15 protein-coding genes are annotated in these 15,188 nt (G+C 55.1%); 8 read left to right on the top strand and 7 right to left on the bottom strand.

Annotated features, from left to right (window positions below):
* Positions 1–269: 269 nt before the first annotated feature.
* From Q4P78_RS00140 to dnaA, 4 genes are all read right to left on the bottom strand, one after another.
* Positions 270–1,016 carry a DUF721 domain-containing protein gene (locus Q4P78_RS00140; RefSeq protein ID WP_303338284.1) on the bottom strand — a complete coding sequence of 249 codons (747 nt, stop codon included), beginning with the start codon at positions 1,014–1,016 and terminating at the stop codon, positions 270–272.
* The gene (recF, locus tag Q4P78_RS00135) at positions 1,016–2,212 is read right to left on the bottom strand and encodes a DNA replication/repair protein RecF (RefSeq protein WP_303338283.1); all 1,197 of its coding nucleotides are present in this window, start codon (positions 2,210–2,212) and stop codon (positions 1,016–1,018) included. The genes Q4P78_RS00140 and recF overlap by 1 nt, the downstream gene beginning before the upstream one ends.
* Positions 2,213–2,287: 75 nt before the next feature.
* Positions 2,288–3,406: a DNA polymerase III subunit beta gene (dnaN, locus tag Q4P78_RS00130; RefSeq protein WP_303338282.1), complete on the bottom strand. Its 1,119-nt coding sequence runs from the start codon at positions 3,404–3,406 to the stop codon at positions 2,288–2,290.
* A gap of 641 nt (positions 3,407–4,047) precedes the next feature.
* Complete coding sequence (gene dnaA / locus Q4P78_RS00125) at positions 4,048–5,586, bottom strand: chromosomal replication initiator protein DnaA (RefSeq protein ID WP_303338281.1); 1,539 nt, start codon at positions 5,584–5,586, stop codon at positions 4,048–4,050.
* 566 nt (positions 5,587–6,152) lie between these two features.
* Here dnaA and rpmH point away from each other — a divergent pair.
* The 8 genes from rpmH to Q4P78_RS00085 all read left to right on the top strand — a co-directional run bounded on the left by rpmH (position 6,153) and on the right by Q4P78_RS00085 (position 12,031).
* A complete protein-coding gene (gene rpmH, locus Q4P78_RS00120; RefSeq protein ID WP_049332235.1) occupies positions 6,153–6,290 on the top strand; it encodes a 50S ribosomal protein L34 in 138 nt (45 codons plus the stop codon).
* A gap of 22 nt (positions 6,291–6,312) precedes the next feature.
* Positions 6,313–6,732, top strand: a complete 420-nt coding sequence (rnpA, locus tag Q4P78_RS00115) for a ribonuclease P protein component (protein ID WP_303338280.1) — start codon at positions 6,313–6,315, stop codon at positions 6,730–6,732.
* Between the two features lie 2 nt (positions 6,733–6,734).
* Complete coding sequence (gene yidD, locus Q4P78_RS00110; protein ID WP_303338279.1) at positions 6,735–7,217, top strand: membrane protein insertion efficiency factor YidD; 483 nt, start codon at positions 6,735–6,737, stop codon at positions 7,215–7,217.
* A 101-nt stretch (positions 7,218–7,318) separates the two neighbouring features.
* Positions 7,319–8,305: a membrane protein insertase YidC gene (yidC, locus tag Q4P78_RS00105; protein WP_303338278.1), complete on the top strand. Its 987-nt coding sequence runs from the start codon at positions 7,319–7,321 to the stop codon at positions 8,303–8,305.
* 11 nt (positions 8,306–8,316) lie between these two features.
* Positions 8,317–8,838 (top strand): R3H domain-containing nucleic acid-binding protein, encoded by a 522-nt coding sequence (locus Q4P78_RS00100; protein ID WP_303338277.1) that lies wholly within the window; start codon positions 8,317–8,319, stop codon positions 8,836–8,838.
* Complete coding sequence (gene rsmG, locus Q4P78_RS00095; protein WP_303338276.1) at positions 8,839–9,474, top strand: 16S rRNA (guanine(527)-N(7))-methyltransferase RsmG; 636 nt, start codon at positions 8,839–8,841, stop codon at positions 9,472–9,474.
* Between the two features lie 392 nt (positions 9,475–9,866).
* The gene (locus Q4P78_RS00090) at positions 9,867–10,703 is read left to right on the top strand and encodes a ParA family protein (RefSeq protein WP_303338275.1); all 837 of its coding nucleotides are present in this window, start codon (positions 9,867–9,869) and stop codon (positions 10,701–10,703) included.
* 32 nt (positions 10,704–10,735) lie between these two features.
* Positions 10,736–12,031, top strand: coding sequence for a ParB/RepB/Spo0J family partition protein (locus Q4P78_RS00085; RefSeq protein WP_303338274.1), 1,296 nt, complete (start codon positions 10,736–10,738; stop codon positions 12,029–12,031).
* 125 nt (positions 12,032–12,156) lie between these two features.
* Here the strand turns inward: Q4P78_RS00085 and trxA are convergent, their stop codons facing one another.
* The 3 genes from trxA to Q4P78_RS00070 form a co-directional block, all read right to left on the bottom strand.
* Positions 12,157–12,480: a thioredoxin gene (gene trxA, locus Q4P78_RS00080; protein WP_303338273.1), complete on the bottom strand. Its 324-nt coding sequence runs from the start codon at positions 12,478–12,480 to the stop codon at positions 12,157–12,159.
* Between the two features lie 26 nt (positions 12,481–12,506).
* Positions 12,507–13,532 (bottom strand): thioredoxin-disulfide reductase, encoded by a 1,026-nt coding sequence (gene trxB / locus Q4P78_RS00075; RefSeq protein ID WP_303338272.1) that lies wholly within the window; start codon positions 13,530–13,532, stop codon positions 12,507–12,509.
* A 224-nt stretch (positions 13,533–13,756) separates the two neighbouring features.
* Entirely contained in the window at positions 13,757–14,965 is a 1,209-nt protein-coding gene (locus tag Q4P78_RS00070) for a serine/threonine protein kinase (RefSeq protein ID WP_303338271.1), read from the bottom strand.
* Positions 14,966–15,188 lie beyond the last annotated feature (223 nt).

The raw sequence follows: 15,188 nt of genomic DNA, 5'->3' as shown, positions 1-15,188 counted from the left end.
TCTCCTCGGGTAGGGGAGTGCTCCCAGTAGCCTGGATATCTCAAGGCCTCTTGAGGGTGCACATATTCTCTACCATTCTACCGAAAATATCCCCTATAGAACATGTTTTGAGGTGATTTTTCAGCCTTAGGACTCACAAAAACGCCTCAGAGGGCGCTTAGAGCGCCTCATCCCCCGTGGCGGTAGGGGTGTACAGCACAGCCAGTACACCTAGCGCAGCCGTACGTTGACCGAATCACTCAGTGATATATTCCTCTGCCACACACACCCTATCCATAGGTATCGCGCACCCCTCGACCACCCTGTACACGCCATCCGCCACGCGAGCGCCAACGACCATTATTGGGGCCGAGAATATTCAGACCGCGAACAATATCCTCACCCAGTTCTCGATTCATATGGGCCAAGACATCAAAGCGCATGAGCTTGAGCTGGGTAGCGTAGGCGGTGCTATCGCATTGCACGGTCAGCACTCCGTCTTTGAAGGTGGTGGGCTCAGTATGTTCGGCAATATACTCACCCACCAGCTGGGACCAGCGTGCGGTCACGCCAGCCACAGAGACAGGGTATTGCCAGCCGCGAGAGCGCAGCAGATTATCCAGCACACCACCTAAGGCTTTGGGGTCGCGGAAACTTTCTTTAGATCCGGTGTAGCCGCCCAATCGAGCCAGAGCTATATCGTTAGGGGTCGATATTTTGGGTTTTTTCGCGCCGGGGGTTTGGTCCATGGCAGCACCGAATCGGCGGAAGAGAATCTTTGCCGAGTCATCGTTCAGGCGCCCCATACCCGCTTCGGAGGCTATGCCGCGAGCGCGGCGTAACATCTGCTCCGGGGCGTTGCTGTGCTCTAGCTCTTCGTAATCTATTTCCGTAGGGCTATATTCATCAGTATCAATATTTCCTTCCGCATGGAGGAACTCAACTTCCATATCGGAGCCATCTTCAGATTGCTCCACACGCATGGTATAGCTCTTCTCGCGATTCAAAGCTACATAGTCAGCATCAGGAGTATTCATTACCGATCACCTATATTCTCAGTATCCTGATCCGCTTCCGACTCATAGACCGCAACGCCCGGACTTACACGCACCAGGGCATAGTCTCCCAACTCTTCAGGGATATCGCTAATAACCGCACAGGTAATCAGCACCTGCTGAGCATTGGCAACCAGGGCACCCAAACGGTGACGGCGCGCAGAATCCAGCTCAGCAAAAACATCATCCAGAATCAAAATCGGCTCAGCGCCCTCACTCGGATCCTCATCCCGGTGAACATACCAGGAGGCAAGGCGCAGCGCCAGAGCATAGGACCAGCTCTCCCCATGAGAGGCATAACCCTTGACGGGAATAGAACCCAGCAGCAGGGCAATATCATCACGGTGAGGACCCACCAGGGTCACCCCACGCTCACGCTCAGCCTTGCGCGCCTCCCAGAGCGCGCGAACAAAATACTCCTGCAGGCTCGATATCGGTAGGGCAGCGGCAGCCGATACATTAGCAGCGCTCACGCTGCCCAGTACCGTGGACTCATAGCTAAAGCTCACCTCTTTAGCCACATCAGCAAGCCCCGTATAGGCTCGCTGCAGAGCCGGCAGCAGTCGGCTCAGCAACTTCAGGCGAGCCGAAAGTATCTGGGCGCCATATTCAGCCAACTGGGCGTCCCAGACCGCCAGAGTGGATTCAAGATTCTCATCGCTGCGAGAGCGCAGAGCGGACTTCAAGAGCGAATTACGCTGTTTGAGCACCCGCTCATACTCGCTACGATAGGTGCCCACCGTGGGGCGTAAAGAAATAGCCACCTCATCCAAAAAACGACGACGCAGCGCCGGCTCACCCTTAATGAGCTGCAGATCTTCGGGAGAGAAAAGCACCGTGCGAGCAATACCCGCCGCCTCTTTAGCCCGCACGGGAGCCGCGCGATTAATGCGCACTCGATTAGAGGCGCCGGGGGCGATCTCAAACTCGGTGACGGTCTGCAAATTACCGCGCACAGTTCGGGTACGAATATAGGCCCTCTGGGCGCCCACGCGCACCAGGGGAGCATCGTGACTAACCCTGTGAGATCCCAAATTCGCCGCATAGTCTACGGCCTCCACAATATTGGTTTTACCCACACCATTGGAGCCCAAGAAAACAGTAACCCCGGCGCGAAGAGGCAGCTGCAGCATTCTGTAGGTGCGGAAATCCAAGAGCGAAATATGATCTATGAACACAGCACCTCCACAAGATTAGAATGCGCGCCGCGGCTCGTGCGCCGGGGCACCAAGCGCTCGTAGGAGCGCAATAGTTTAGAACTTCGTCACGGGCATCAGCAGGTAACGGTACTGGCTCTGGTCCTCGCCCAAAGGCTCCTCCTGACCCGAGAGAACCACGGGCTTAGGAGCGCTGGTGAAGGAGAAACGCACATACTCGGTACCGAAAGCGCCCAGACCCTGCTTGAGGTAATCGGGGTTGTAGGCAACCACGATATCCTCGCCGTGCAGCTGAGCATTAATGGTTTCAGAGGCTTGAGCTTCTTCACCGCGGCCGGCGTCAATGCTCACAGCACCCTGACTAAAGGCCAGGCGCAGGGGAGTATTGCGCTCAGCAACCAGCGAGATACGGCGTGCAGCCTCCAGCAGGTCGGAGGTGCGCACCACCGCGTGAATATCGGTGGTTTCGGGGAAGAGGCGACGGATATTGGGGTACTCGCCGTCCATGAGCACGCTGGTGCTCACGCGGGTACCGGAGGCAAAACCGATCAGCTCACCACTGCCGGGCAGAGCGATAGAGAGTTCACCGGCGCCCGAGAGGGTGCTACCGACCTCTGCAATGGTCTTACCCTTGAGCAGCACAGCCGCCTCAACATTGGGGTCTACCGGGTTCCAGGTCAGCTCACGCATGGCAAGGCGGTAACGGTCGGTTGCCAGCAGGGTCATGGTGTTGCCGGAAATTTCCAGGCGAATACCGGTCAGCAGAGGCAGGGTTTCGTCCTTAGAGACAGCCACCTTGACCTGCTGCACAGCCTTAGCGAATTCCGCCCCGTCAACGGTACCGGAAATTTCCTGTAGAGCCGGCAGTTCCGGGTAGTCAACTACGGGCATGGACGCGAGCTTGAACTTTGCCGAGCGGCAGGTGAGGAACACAGCGTTTTCCTCAGCCACAAACTCAACTTCAGCATTCGGCAGGGAGGAGCAGATGCTATCGAGCATCTTGCCAGGAACCAGGGTCACGCCTTCGGTATCAACATTGGCTGCAATACGCTGTACGGCACTGGTTTCGTGATCGAAGCTGGCGATGGTTACTTCACCGGCGCTTGCGGTAATGAGCAGACCGTTCAGTACCGGTGCGGTAGGACGAGCCGGAAGAGAACGTGCAGTCCACGATACGGCTTCAGCCAGGACATCGCGCTCCACAGTGAATTTCATACCTTCGCCTTTCACAAGAAATCAAAAATCTTCTGTGCGCCGCTTTGAGGGCACACCTATACACAATCCTACCGGAGAAGCCGAAACATTGTAATTACACAAAATACAGAAGCGGTGAAACGAACCCTTGATGGGAGCAGAAATTCTTGTAATTACAAACTCTTTCCCTCAAGGACTCACCCAAGCCCCAGAAGTACAGCAGCAGGAAAACCTAGGAGAGTAAGTACTTAACGCGCGCACGCGTACGCGCATGCACGCGCGCGTAGGAATGTTCGAAAACCCCTCACTACTTACCCAGGAACCCACACACTGCACCAGACAACCCTGACTCGAAATTTCAACCACACAGCGGATGGCTCGGATCCTCGAAGGAACCCCACTTCGTTATTCAGGATTTTCTCTTAAAAAGTACAGTAGTAGTGTTAACGGCTGTGGATTCTGTGGAAAAGCCCCTACATCCGCACTATTTCGCCAAAGTTACCTGTGGGTAGATTGTGAATTGTTCGTGGATAAAATCCCATGCATTGTGAATGGAAATTTATACATCCACCGTTGTGCACAGCAAAAGAATATCTATGCACTTAACATCCACAGCGCACCGGACTTAAACCACAGACTTTCCACAGGCAGAAATCCCACTTTTAAGAGTGTTTCTGATTCTGACGAATCATATTGGTCAGCTCAGTCACCTGGTTATAGGTGGTCTCTCGCTCCGCCATCTGCGCCCCGACCTTACGAACAGCGTGCATAACCGTCGTATGATCACGACCGCCCAGTTCCTGACCAATACGGGGCAGGGACATATCCGTGAGCTCACGCAGCAGATACATAGAGATCTGGCGGGCATTGGTGAGAGTGCGCGTCCTGGACTTGGAGCGAACATCCTCGAGGGACACATTGAAATAGGCGGTAGTTGTTGCCAGCACGTGGGAGGCGGTAATTTCCTCGCCGCTGCCGCCATCGATCAAATCCTTGAGGGTTTCCTGCGCCAAACCAACGGTCAGAGGCTTACTTTGCAGGGAAGCATAGGCGTGCACGCGGATCAGCGCACCCTCCAACTCGCGAATATTGGAGGTGATATGGGAGGCAATGTACTCCATGACATCATCGGGTACCTGCAGCAGGTCATGCTGAGCCTTCTTACGCAAAATTGCGATACGAGTCTCCAAATCGGGCTGCTGCACATCCACCGATAGGCCGGACTCAAAGCGCGAACGCATACGCTCTTCAAAACCCGTCAGCTGCTTGGGTGGCAGATCAGAAGTAATCACAATCTGCTTACCGTGCGCGTGCAGGGCATTGAACGTATGGAAAAACTCTTCCTGAGTTGCCTCTTTACCGGCAAGGAACTGAATATCGTCAATGAGCAGAACATCCACATTGCGGTAGATCTGCTTAAAAGAGACACCCTCATCGTCCTTAATGGAGTTAATAAAGTCGTTGGTGAACTCTTCGGAATTCACATAGCGAATGCGCAACTCCGGGCGATGATCCTTGGAATAATTGCCAATGGCGTGCAGCAGGTGGGTCTTACCCAGACCCGAACCACCGTAAATAAAGAGGGGGTTATAGAGCCCGCCGGGGGTTTCGGAGACGCCAAAGGCCGCCGCATGCGCAAAACGGTTGGAAGCGCCCACCACGAAAGTTTCGAAGGTATAGTTCGGGTTCAGATCATCGGAGGTATCCCAGCTGGGGGTTTCCGCCAGACGATCGGCAAGCTGCTGCGGGTTAAAACTCAACGCTGCGGGCGCATTATTATCGCCCAGTTCGTGGTAAATCACCTTCTGGTGCATATCGCGCATGACAGGTGCTACCTCAGGCAGAATTACCGGGCGTGCCTCCTGCTCGAGCTGTTCGGGGCTCGGCAGCGGGCGCACGGGGGAGAGATCCTCAATATCCTCACTAAAGCTATTGAGGCTCTCATCAATGAGTACGGAAATAGCGGTACCGGCGCCGAAAACCTCAGCCACAGCGCGGTCAATGGGTTCTTTGAGCTTGCCGGTCTGGTAAAGATCACGGGCATGGGCACTGGGGAAAGCCACAATCAGAATCTGCCCAAAATGACCCTGCGGATTCAGAGTCTTAATGGTGCCGCGATCCAGACGCGATACATCCGGGTCATCATGCAGCAGCTGGACTACCTGAGCCCAGCGGACGCTTAGTTCATTCTGCGTGCTCATGCGCCGCCTCCATCCGGTTCATCGCTTAATGTTCAAAGATTAAGAAGTATACCCCAACTATAGCGCCTATCCACAGTAGACACACAGGTTTTCCACACAAGTTATCCACATGGTGGAAAACTTGTGTGTTGACCGTGATTAAATGTGGATAAAACCTTGATTTTTCAAGGATTATGCCTGTGGAAATCTGGATATAGCTTTTGAGGGAATCTGGGGAAAACTGCTGTATTTACCCCTCCTGCACAGGAGCGCCCCTGTGTCTTATCCCCTTAAAGTACCGATCCAAACGCTGTGTGTGGATAGTGAATGCCCAAAGGCTCCCTTGGCCTAAAGGGTTTCTGCTCGCGATATATATAGGGTGTGCAAGAGTGGGTAAGGCAGAGTGCAATCCCTTACATCCAGTCGACAACACCGCTTTTAACTTGACCTTCAGACTCTACTCTTCTAGAGTTGTTCTGTTGTATATGCACCGCCTACTTCAAGTGTTGCAAGTACCCCGGGCATAAAAATTTTTACAGTAACCCCGTTTCACACGGGCTTGCTGACCGAGTATCAAGGAGAAAAGTATGAGCAAGCGTACTTTCCAGCCGAACAACCGCCGCCGCGCCAAGAAGCACGGTTTCCGTCTTCGCATGCGCACCCGCGCAGGCCGCGCAATCCTGTCGAACCGTCGTGGCAAGGGCCGCGCAAAGCTGTCGGCATAATAACGGCTTCAACTCATCGCCCATGCGCCTAGCGTATGGGCGATTTGTCCACTTAGGGAGGAAAACCGTGCTGCCCACCTGGCACCGGCTGCGCACTGGCACAGAATTTTCCCGCGCTTTTCGTTCCGGCGTCCGCTCAGGACGCCGGAACGTAGTGCTATATACGGCAGAAAATACCGAAAAGACAACCCAGATAGGTTTCATCGTATCTAAGGCTGTCGGTAACGCCATCACCCGCAATAGCGTCAAGAGGCGCCTGCGGGCATTTGCCGCATCCACGACAGAGCAGCACCCGACCGGGCTGCTCATTGCCGTGCGCGCCCTACCTGCCGCCGCTAACGCCAGCACCGAACAGCTACGCGAGGATTACGAGCAGGCGCTCGCCTCCTGCATAGCTAAGCTGCAGGCACGCCGGGATCGTGAAGAAGGCAGTGCGAGCTAGTAATGCCCGAACCTTATCCTCCCCACAAGCACCCGGCGCACCCGGATGATGCACAGATAGCTTTCTACGCTGAGCAGATTCTGAATCACGCCCCCACAGAGTACTGGCGTTCAAACCACACTCTATGGGCTGTACGTGCCCTGTGGGCGCTGGTGTATCTACCGGCAAATATTATGATTGCCTTTATTCGTTTCTGGCGCCGTTTCATCTCACCTCTCTACGGGGATGTATGTCGTTTTTACCCCACCTGCTCCGCCTACGGACTGGAAGCTATCACCGTTCACGGGGCTCTCAAAGGTGCGTATCTAACCTGCGTGCGCATTCTGCGCTGCACTCCCTGGCAACGCGGGGGAGTAGAGCACGTTCCGGCGGGGACACGAGATTTTGAGCCCGGGAACGAACCGAAAATTCTCTTAGTCAACCATCCTCAGTTACTTCAGAGCAGAGCTATCGACGAATACGCTGCTGCCGTAGCTGACGCCTGATACGAAGGCCTGCCCAGACTAAGACCATAAGACCTTCTGCCCGGCTATCCTGCCGGCGCAGATTCCTTCCAACGACTTAGCCGAGTCACAAAGGAGAATACGTGAATATCTTTGATATGATCCTTTGGCCCTTCAAATGGGCCGTCTCAGCAGTGCTGTGGGTCTTCCACACGCTCTTTACCGCAGTGGGCATGGACCCCGCCAGCGGTCTAACCTGGGTTCTGGCAATTATCTGCCTGACCCTGGTGATGCGAACCATCACCATCCCTCTCTTTGTCACCCAAATCAAGGCAATGCGCGGTATGAGCGCAATGCAGGGAGATATGGCAAAGCTGCAGGCAAAGTACAAGGGCAAGAAAGACCAGCTCTCCCGCCAGCAGATGGCGCAGGAGCAGATGGATCTGTACAAGAAGCACGGTACCAACCCGCTGGCTTCCTGCATGCCCATCCTGGCTCAGATGCCGATCTTCTTCGGCCTGTTCCAGGTGCTCAATAGCGTCCCCGAGGCTGCAAGCAAGCACGAGGGTATCCTGGTGCTCAGCGCCGACCTGGTGCAGCAGTTCAACCAGGCAACTATTTTCGGTGCAAACCTCTTTGCAACCATGCTCAACCCCGGCAATGGTGATCAGGTCTCCACTATTGTTCAGGCTGTTGTCATGATCCTGATTATGAGCGGCACCCAGTTCTTCATTCAGAAGCAGCTGAGCGTCAAGAACATGTCCGAAGCCGCTCTGAATTCCCCCATGTTCCGTCAGCAGCAGATGATCATGTACCTGTTCCCGATCATCTTCGCTGTCTCCGGTATTAACTTCCCCCTGGGCGTGCTCTACTACTGGACCGTCTCGAACATCTGGTCCCTGGGCCAGCAGTGGTGGGTTATCCGCAATAACCCCACCCCCGGCTCCCAGGCTGAGAAGGAACTGAATGCACGCCGTGCAGCTAAGGGCCTGCCTCCGGTGGGTAAGACCCGCGAGCAGCACGAGCAGGAGCTGGCAGAGGCTCGTGAGCGTGCAGCAGCAGGTCAGCGTCAGCAACCCATGAGCAAGAAGCGTCAGAAGCAGCAGCGCTCCAAGGGCAAGTCCAACTAAGGGAGATAACGGTGACTGAAGAAGTACTGGATATTGCTCCCGAAGAGCTGGAGAGCGTAGATTTCGCCGCTGAAGAGGGCGATATTGCCGCTGACTACCTGGAAGAGCTGCTGGATATTGCCGATATTGACGGCGATATTGATATTGAGGTGCGCAACCAGCGCACCTACCTCTCGGTAGTCAACGAAGAGGATGAAGAGAACGAATTGCACCACCTGGTTGGTCGCAATGGCGAGGTTCTCGAAGCTCTACAGGAACTGGTGCGCCTGGCTGTTCTGGCTCAGGCTGGCGAGCGCTCCCGCCTGATTCTGGATGTGGACGGCTACCGTGCCGCACGCCGCCAGGAGCTGACCCTGATCGCTCAGGAAGCCATTGAGCGCGTGCGTGAAAGCGGTAAGGAGCACCATATGAAGCCCCTGGGTGCCTATGAGCGCAAGGTGGTTCATGATGTGGTTGCCGCCGCCGGACTCTATAGCGAATCCGAGGGTGAGGGTACCCGCCGCCATATCGTCATTTCCCTGCCGGAGGCGTAAATGAGCGAGATTACTCTAACTGACAATGAGCAGCGCGCCGCCGAGGAAATCTTTGGCGAGCGTCTGCCTCTGGCTCAGCGCTATGTTGAGCACCTTGCCACCAGCGGTATTGAGCGCGGCCTGATTGGTCCGCGTGAGGTGCCTCGCCTGTGGGCTCGTCACGTGCTCAATTGCGCTGTGGTTCAGGAATTCATTGAACCCAATGCCCGCGTGGCTGATGTGGGATCCGGTGCGGGCCTGCCGGGCTTGTGCCTGGCGATTGCCCGCCCCGATCTGCATGTGACCCTTATTGAGCCCTTGGAGCGCCGCGTTATTTGGCTGACTGAGGTGGTTGAGGACCTGGGTCTGGAGAATGTAACCATTCTGCGCTCGCGTGCTGAACAGGCTGTGGGTGAAGTTCAGGCCGATGTGGTGACCGCTCGCGCGGTATCCGCTTTGGTGGGTCTGCTGGATATTACCCTGCCGATTCTGCGCGGTACCGGCCAGCTGCTGGCTCTCAAAGGTCGTTCGGCAGCGGAGGAGATTACCAAGGCAAAGAAGAAACTCAATCGTTATGGTGCTCGCCAGACCGATATTCTGATTGCAGGTGAATCTCTGATGGAAGAACCGACCACCGTGGTGAGGGTTCAGCTCTAAGAGTGTGAACCTTAAACCGCTGGAGCTCTAGCAGAAGCGCCGTGCAGAAGCCCCGTATAGGCATATGCCTATACGGGGCTTCTGTGTTTATTGGAATGTATAGAGGGGCATAGAGGGAGGAGTAAGGGAATAGGGGAGAGGTGCACCTGTGAATAGTGCCTAGTATGAGCGGCGCCTAAGGATGAACAATGCCTAGAAGTGTGTCCGTATGGCGTCATTGTCATATCTTCGATACCCTTGTATAGGCGTCCTGTGATTGACTGTGAGAGTGTGAAACGAGATGTTTCACGTGAAACATTGCCCCGCATGGTGTAGATTATGCACGCATTTCGGGCTATGTCACGTCGATAATCCAGGCAAGAATATACACCGAAAACCCCGTGGAAGGAACGATGAGCGAAGCAACCACCCCCCTGGCAGTGCTGCCCACTCCGCCGCAGACCCGTATCTTCACGATCTCTAATCAAAAGGGAGGCGTGGGTAAAACCTCCACCGCCGTCAATCTTGCCGCAGCCTTGGCGGAAGCCGGTATGAACGTGCTGGTGATTGATAATGACCCCCAGGGTAATGCCTCCACCGCCCTGGGCGTGGAGCACGGTGTTGAAATACCCAGCGTGTACGATGTGCTCATCAATGACAAGCCCCTGCACGAGGTGGTGGTCGCCAGCCCCGAAATGGCAAAACTGTGGTGCGCTCCGGCAAATATCGATTTGGCGGGTGCTGAGATTGAGTTGGTTTCCCAGGTGGCTCGCGAAACCCGCTTGAAGAACGCCCTGGAAGATTACGCGGCATGGCGCCAGGACCAGGGTATGGAGCGCCTGGATTATGTCTTTATTGATTGCCCGCCCAGCCTGGGTCTGCTGACCGTTAATGCTTTCGTGGCGGCAGAAGAAATTCTAATTCCCATTCAGTGCGAGTACTATGCGCTGGAAGGCCTGAGCCAGCTGCTGAAGAATATCCAGCTGATCCAAAAGCACTTGAATTCTTCTCTGCATATCAGCACTATTTTGCTAACTATGTATGACGGTCGAACCAATCTGGCGTCCCAGGTGGCTCAGGAGGTGCGCTCGCACTTCCCGCAGCAGACCCTGCAGACCCTCATTCCGCGCTCTGTGCGCATTTCGGAGGCTCCCAGCTACCAGCAGACCGTTATTACTTATGACAGCGCCTCTACCGGCGCTCGCGCTTATCGCGAGGCTGCTGCAGAGATCGCTCATCGCGCTGAGTAATTCGCGCACCCTAACAATAGAAGGAGAAAAGATTGGCTGAGAAACGTCGCGGTCTAGGACGCGGTTTGGGTGCGCTTATTCCCAATGTGGCATCCCTTGCAGAAGAGAAGAATATTGAAGAGCCCCAGACTCTTTTTGAGGTTCCCGCTGCAGAAAAGCCCGTGGAGAAGCCTGAGCAGAAGTCTGTATCCGAGCCCGCGGCAGATGCGTCCAAGAAGCAGAAAAACAACTCTTATAAGGTTGAGGATAAAGAACATGAGGATGTAAAATCCGCCCATACCCCGGTGGAAGCATCCCAAGATAAAGCCAATGTTTCACGTGAAACATCTTCTTCTCAGTCTTCCCACAAGGCTGCCGGACCCAAGAGCGTTAAGGTAGATCGCAAGACCGACCGTATGGATATGGGTGCTGCTCTACGCAATACGACCCTAACCCGCCGTCCGGTAGACTTCTTCTTTGGTGAGGATGTACAGGCTCCCGGCACTGCTGCAGATCAGCTGCTTCCCGTACCCGGTGCATCCTTTGCAACTCTGAATATTGCGGATATTCACCCGAACCGCAAACAGCCTCGCGTTGATTTTGATGAACAGGATATGGAAGAGCTTGTTCATTCTATTCGTGAGATTGGTGTGCTGCAGCCCATTGTGGTGCGCCCTTCCCGTGAAGAGGATCGCAAGGAAAAATATGAGTTGGTGATGGGTGAGCGTCGTTGGCGCGCCAGCCAGCGTGCGGGTCTGGATACTATCCCGGCAATTATTCGCGACACTCAGGATGAAGACCTGTTGCGCGATGCCCTGCTGGAAAATCTACACCGCAGCCAGCTGAATCCCATTGAAGAGGCCGCTGCATACCAGCAGCTCATGGAAGAATTTGGTGCCACTCAGGAGCAGCTGGCTCAGCGTATTGGTCGTTCTCGCCCGCAGGTGACCAATACGATTCGCTTGCTCAAGCTGCCCGCCCTAGTGCAGCGTCGCGTTGCCGTGGGTATTCTTTCAGCAGGTCACGCTCGCGCTCTGCTGGCTCTCAAGGATCCTGCTCAGATGGAAACCCTGGCGCAGAAGATTGTTAATGAGGGTCTGTCGGTGCGTGCCGTGGAGTCTCTGGTTGCTGAAAATAGTGGTCAGGAGCCGGCAGCTAAGCGTCCTGCAGCTCAGCCTCAGAAGCACCATGAGCGTCTGGATTATATTGCTGATGCTTTTGCCGACAAGCTCGATACCCAGGTGAAGATCAGTCTGGGCGCTCGCAAGGGCAAGATGACTATTGAGTTTGCCAATGTTGAGGATTTGAATCGTATTATTCGAGTGCTTGATTCTTCCTTTGAATCGTAGAGGCAACACGTGCTGAGCGCTCGAATATTCGGGTGTAGAGTCCATTGAAGATAAAGATCCGGGCTGTGCATGTTTCACGTGAAACATGCACAGCCCGGATCTTTATCTATAGAGCTATATGTTCTCTAGTTCAGGTGTTCAGCAAAGAGAGCCATCAGAGCCTGCTTGGGGCGGGCTCCCACACTTTCCTTGACCACTGCACCATCCTTAAAGAGGTAAATGGCGGGAATGGAAGTCACGCCGTACTCGGCAGCAATATCGCCGTCGGTATCCACATTGACCTTAACAACCTTCAGAGTGTCTGCATTCTCTGCAGCGATTTCGTCCAGAGTCGGAGCCATGGAGCGGCAGGGGCCGCACCATTCAGCCCAGAAGTCCACAATAACCGGCTTATCGCTGGAGAGAACCTCGCTGGCGAACTGATCGCCGCTAATATTCAGAGCGCTCATAGCGCCTCCTTTTCAAGTAGAAAGTATTAGAGAGATTCCAGGTAGTGCTGAGCGTCCAGAGCGGCTACAGCACCGGAACCTGCGGCAATAATTGCCTGGCGGTAGGTCGGATCAATCACGTCACCGCAGGCAAATACGCCGGGGAGAGAGGTGCGGGAGGAACGGCCCTGAACCGCAATGGTATTGTTCTCGGTCAGCTCCAGCTGATCGGCAACCAGCTCAATGCGCGGGTCGGAACCAATAGCCTCAAAGATACCGTCCACTGCCAGGTCACGGTTCTGACCGGTTGCAGTATCTTCCAGTACCAGGTTGTTTACGGTGGATTCACCCTGAATTTCTACAACTTGGCTATTCCAGATAACCTCGATCTTTTCGTTCTCGAAAACGCGCTTCTGCATGATATCCGAGGCACGGAAGGAATCGCGGCGGTGAATCAAGTAGACCTTGGATGCGTACTTGGTAAGGAAGTTTGCTTCTTCCAGTGCGGAGTCGCCACCGCCGACCACAGCAAGGACCTTGTCCTTGAAGAAGAAACCGTCACAGGTTGCGCACCAGGAAACACCGTGACCGGAGAGGCGCTCCTCGCCGGGCACATCCAGAGAACGGTACTGGGAACCGGTGGAGAGAATCACGGTCTTTGACAGATGAATCTTACCGTCGGAGGTATGAATCTTCTTTACATCCCCCTCCAGTTCCAGGCGGGTAACATCTGCATAGCGTACATCGGTACCGAAACGCTCAGCCTGAGCAGCAATATTGCTCATCAGCTCCGGACCCTGAATACCCTCAACAAATCCGGGGAAGTTCTCCACCTCGGTGGTGTTCATGAGCGCGCCACCAATAGCTACGGAGCTTGCGAAGAGCACGGGGTGCAGATCGGCACGAGCCGCGTAGATGGCTGCGGTATTACCGGCGGGGCCTGCGCCGACAATAACAACCTCATGAATGGTTTCATCGGTTTCTTCGTGCTCGGGGGCTGCCGGTGCGGTGTTCAGGTTCAAACCGCCCAGTGCTGCACCGCCAAACAGGCCGCCCAGAGTGGATTCGCTCATGGTGTTCTCCTTGTCATCGTGTATCTATGGTGTGTAACCGTTGTTTTCCTTCGATTATTCCATGTTTGCTCTGTGCTGTAGAAGCCACACCCTTTCAGTGCAATATATGGTCATAGAAGGTCACAGACTGTCATAGAGAATTGAAGAACGTTATGTATGAACGCATAGCAAAAGGGTCGAGACTCATAAGAATCTCGACCCTTGTACAGCCCTTGCTCTAGCTCTTAGGCGACCTTTAGCTCGCTAATGCGCAGGCCGTAGGGCATGCGTGCAATGGGCTGGGACTGGCGGGATGCGCTATTGAAGACAATAATCACGTAGCCGGTCTTATCAGCCTGCTTTGCGGTGTCCAGCTTGACCGCAGTGGAGGGACCGGAAATAGTGCCCTTAGCGACCTCTACAGCGCCGTCCAGGGAGTCCTTGGAGTTGGTGTAGACGGTAAATGCGCCGCCGGTGCCACCGATCTGGTCAATGGTCACGGTATTGGTCAGGGTGGGAGTCTGCAGCTTAATGGACAGACCCACGCCGGTGACCAGACCGGAGAAGTTCTCGGTACCGAAACCGTAGCTCATCCAGGCGGTATTGGCGTTGCCATCGGTCAGATAGGGCAGCATGGTGTCCATATCCGCCATGTAGGTGGGGTTATTGGGGATCAGGCGGGTAACGGCGGCGATCTTCGGGGGTGCAGCCGGGGTGGGGGAGGCACTTGCACTCGGGGATGCCGCGGCGCTTGCAGCAGCTACGGAGGCGCTTGCGCTGGCTGCCTTGGCGGTGGGGTCTGCCAGCACGGGAGCATTATTGCTCAGGGAGCTCAGAGAGCTCAGGGCTGCACCCACACCGATGACCAGCACCAGCACGCCGGCAAGGGCAATAGCCCATACGCCGCGGGAGCGGGTTTCTTCGTCGTCCTCGTCTTCGTAAATGCCGCTGGATTCGGAAACTGCGGAGATAACTTCGGGGTTAATGGGAGCCGCTTCGGTCCATTCCTTGGTGGCGCTAATAGCTACCGGTGCCTGTGCAGTGGAGGTGCTCACACGCTCGTAGGTGTTCTTGGTGGCATCCTTGGGCGCGCCGAAGATTTCGGAGTCAATGGCGCCGTCGTTCTGCTCTTCTGCCAGCGCCTGGTTATCGGTCAGCAGGGTATCTAGCAGCACGTCCGGGCGGGTGTGGGAGGTAATCAGGTACTTATTGCCTTCGGGGGTAATACCCATATCCAGGATTTGAATATTAAAGCGGCTGCGCTCGGCAAGGATACGGGAGTTATTTTCCAGCAGAGAGGCGCGCGCCGCCGAGGCGACCACAATGGAGACCTTGCGGTTGAGTACCTGGTCAATGCCGTCCAGAATCATATCGGATTCTGCGGTGGTAATAGTTTGTGCGGTAATTTCGTAGCGGTTTCCGAGGACGGTGCCTACGGGAATGGGCTGCGCCATGTACTCTCCCTGTGGTTTTTGTGAGCGTGCGCCCGTATTGTAGGGCGCTGGTGGGCTGTATGTATTCAAGTGTACCGCCTCTTGTGGCTCATCGCTGTGTGCGCCTGTGCATATGTTCTCATGCCAATAGCGGGTGCGTATAGCGCTCTGCTAGTCGCACAAGGGGCTTTAAACGCCGTATCCCGTCTGCGTCTAGAAGCAGACGGGATACAAGTCTATACGC

It is taken from the genome of Rothia sp. (in: high G+C Gram-positive bacteria), assembly GCF_030540545.1.
GTDB lineage: Bacteria > Actinomycetota > Actinomycetes > Actinomycetales > Micrococcaceae > Rothia.
This window is presented reverse-complemented; position numbering and strand designations above follow the sequence as displayed.

Excerpts from the sequence above, each read along its gene's own strand:
- yidD (WP_303338279.1), top strand. The coding sequence starts at position 6,735 with ATGCCCGAACCTTATCCTCCCCACAAGCACCCGGCGCACCCGGATGAT.
- rsmG (WP_303338276.1), top strand. The coding sequence starts at position 8,839 with ATGAGCGAGATTACTCTAACTGACAATGAGCAGCGCGCCGCCGAGGAA.
- dnaN (WP_303338282.1), bottom strand. The coding sequence starts at position 3,406 with ATGAAATTCACTGTGGAGCGCGATGTCCTGGCTGAAGCCGTATCGTGG.
- trxB (WP_303338272.1), bottom strand. The coding sequence starts at position 13,532 with ATGAGCGAATCCACTCTGGGCGGCCTGTTTGGCGGTGCAGCACTGGGC.
- rpmH (WP_049332235.1), top strand. The coding sequence starts at position 6,153 with ATGAGCAAGCGTACTTTCCAGCCGAACAACCGCCGCCGCGCCAAGAAG.
- trxA (WP_303338273.1), bottom strand. The coding sequence starts at position 12,480 with ATGAGCGCTCTGAATATTAGCGGCGATCAGTTCGCCAGCGAGGTTCTC.
- dnaA (WP_303338281.1), bottom strand. The coding sequence starts at position 5,586 with ATGAGCACGCAGAATGAACTAAGCGTCCGCTGGGCTCAGGTAGTCCAG.
- rnpA (WP_303338280.1), top strand. The coding sequence starts at position 6,313 with ATGCGCCTAGCGTATGGGCGATTTGTCCACTTAGGGAGGAAAACCGTG.
- Q4P78_RS00070 (WP_303338271.1), bottom strand. The coding sequence starts at position 14,965 with ATGGCGCAGCCCATTCCCGTAGGCACCGTCCTCGGAAACCGCTACGAA.
- Q4P78_RS00090 (WP_303338275.1), top strand. The coding sequence starts at position 9,867 with ATGAGCGAAGCAACCACCCCCCTGGCAGTGCTGCCCACTCCGCCGCAG.
- Q4P78_RS00140 (WP_303338284.1), bottom strand. The coding sequence starts at position 1,016 with ATGAATACTCCTGATGCTGACTATGTAGCTTTGAATCGCGAGAAGAGC.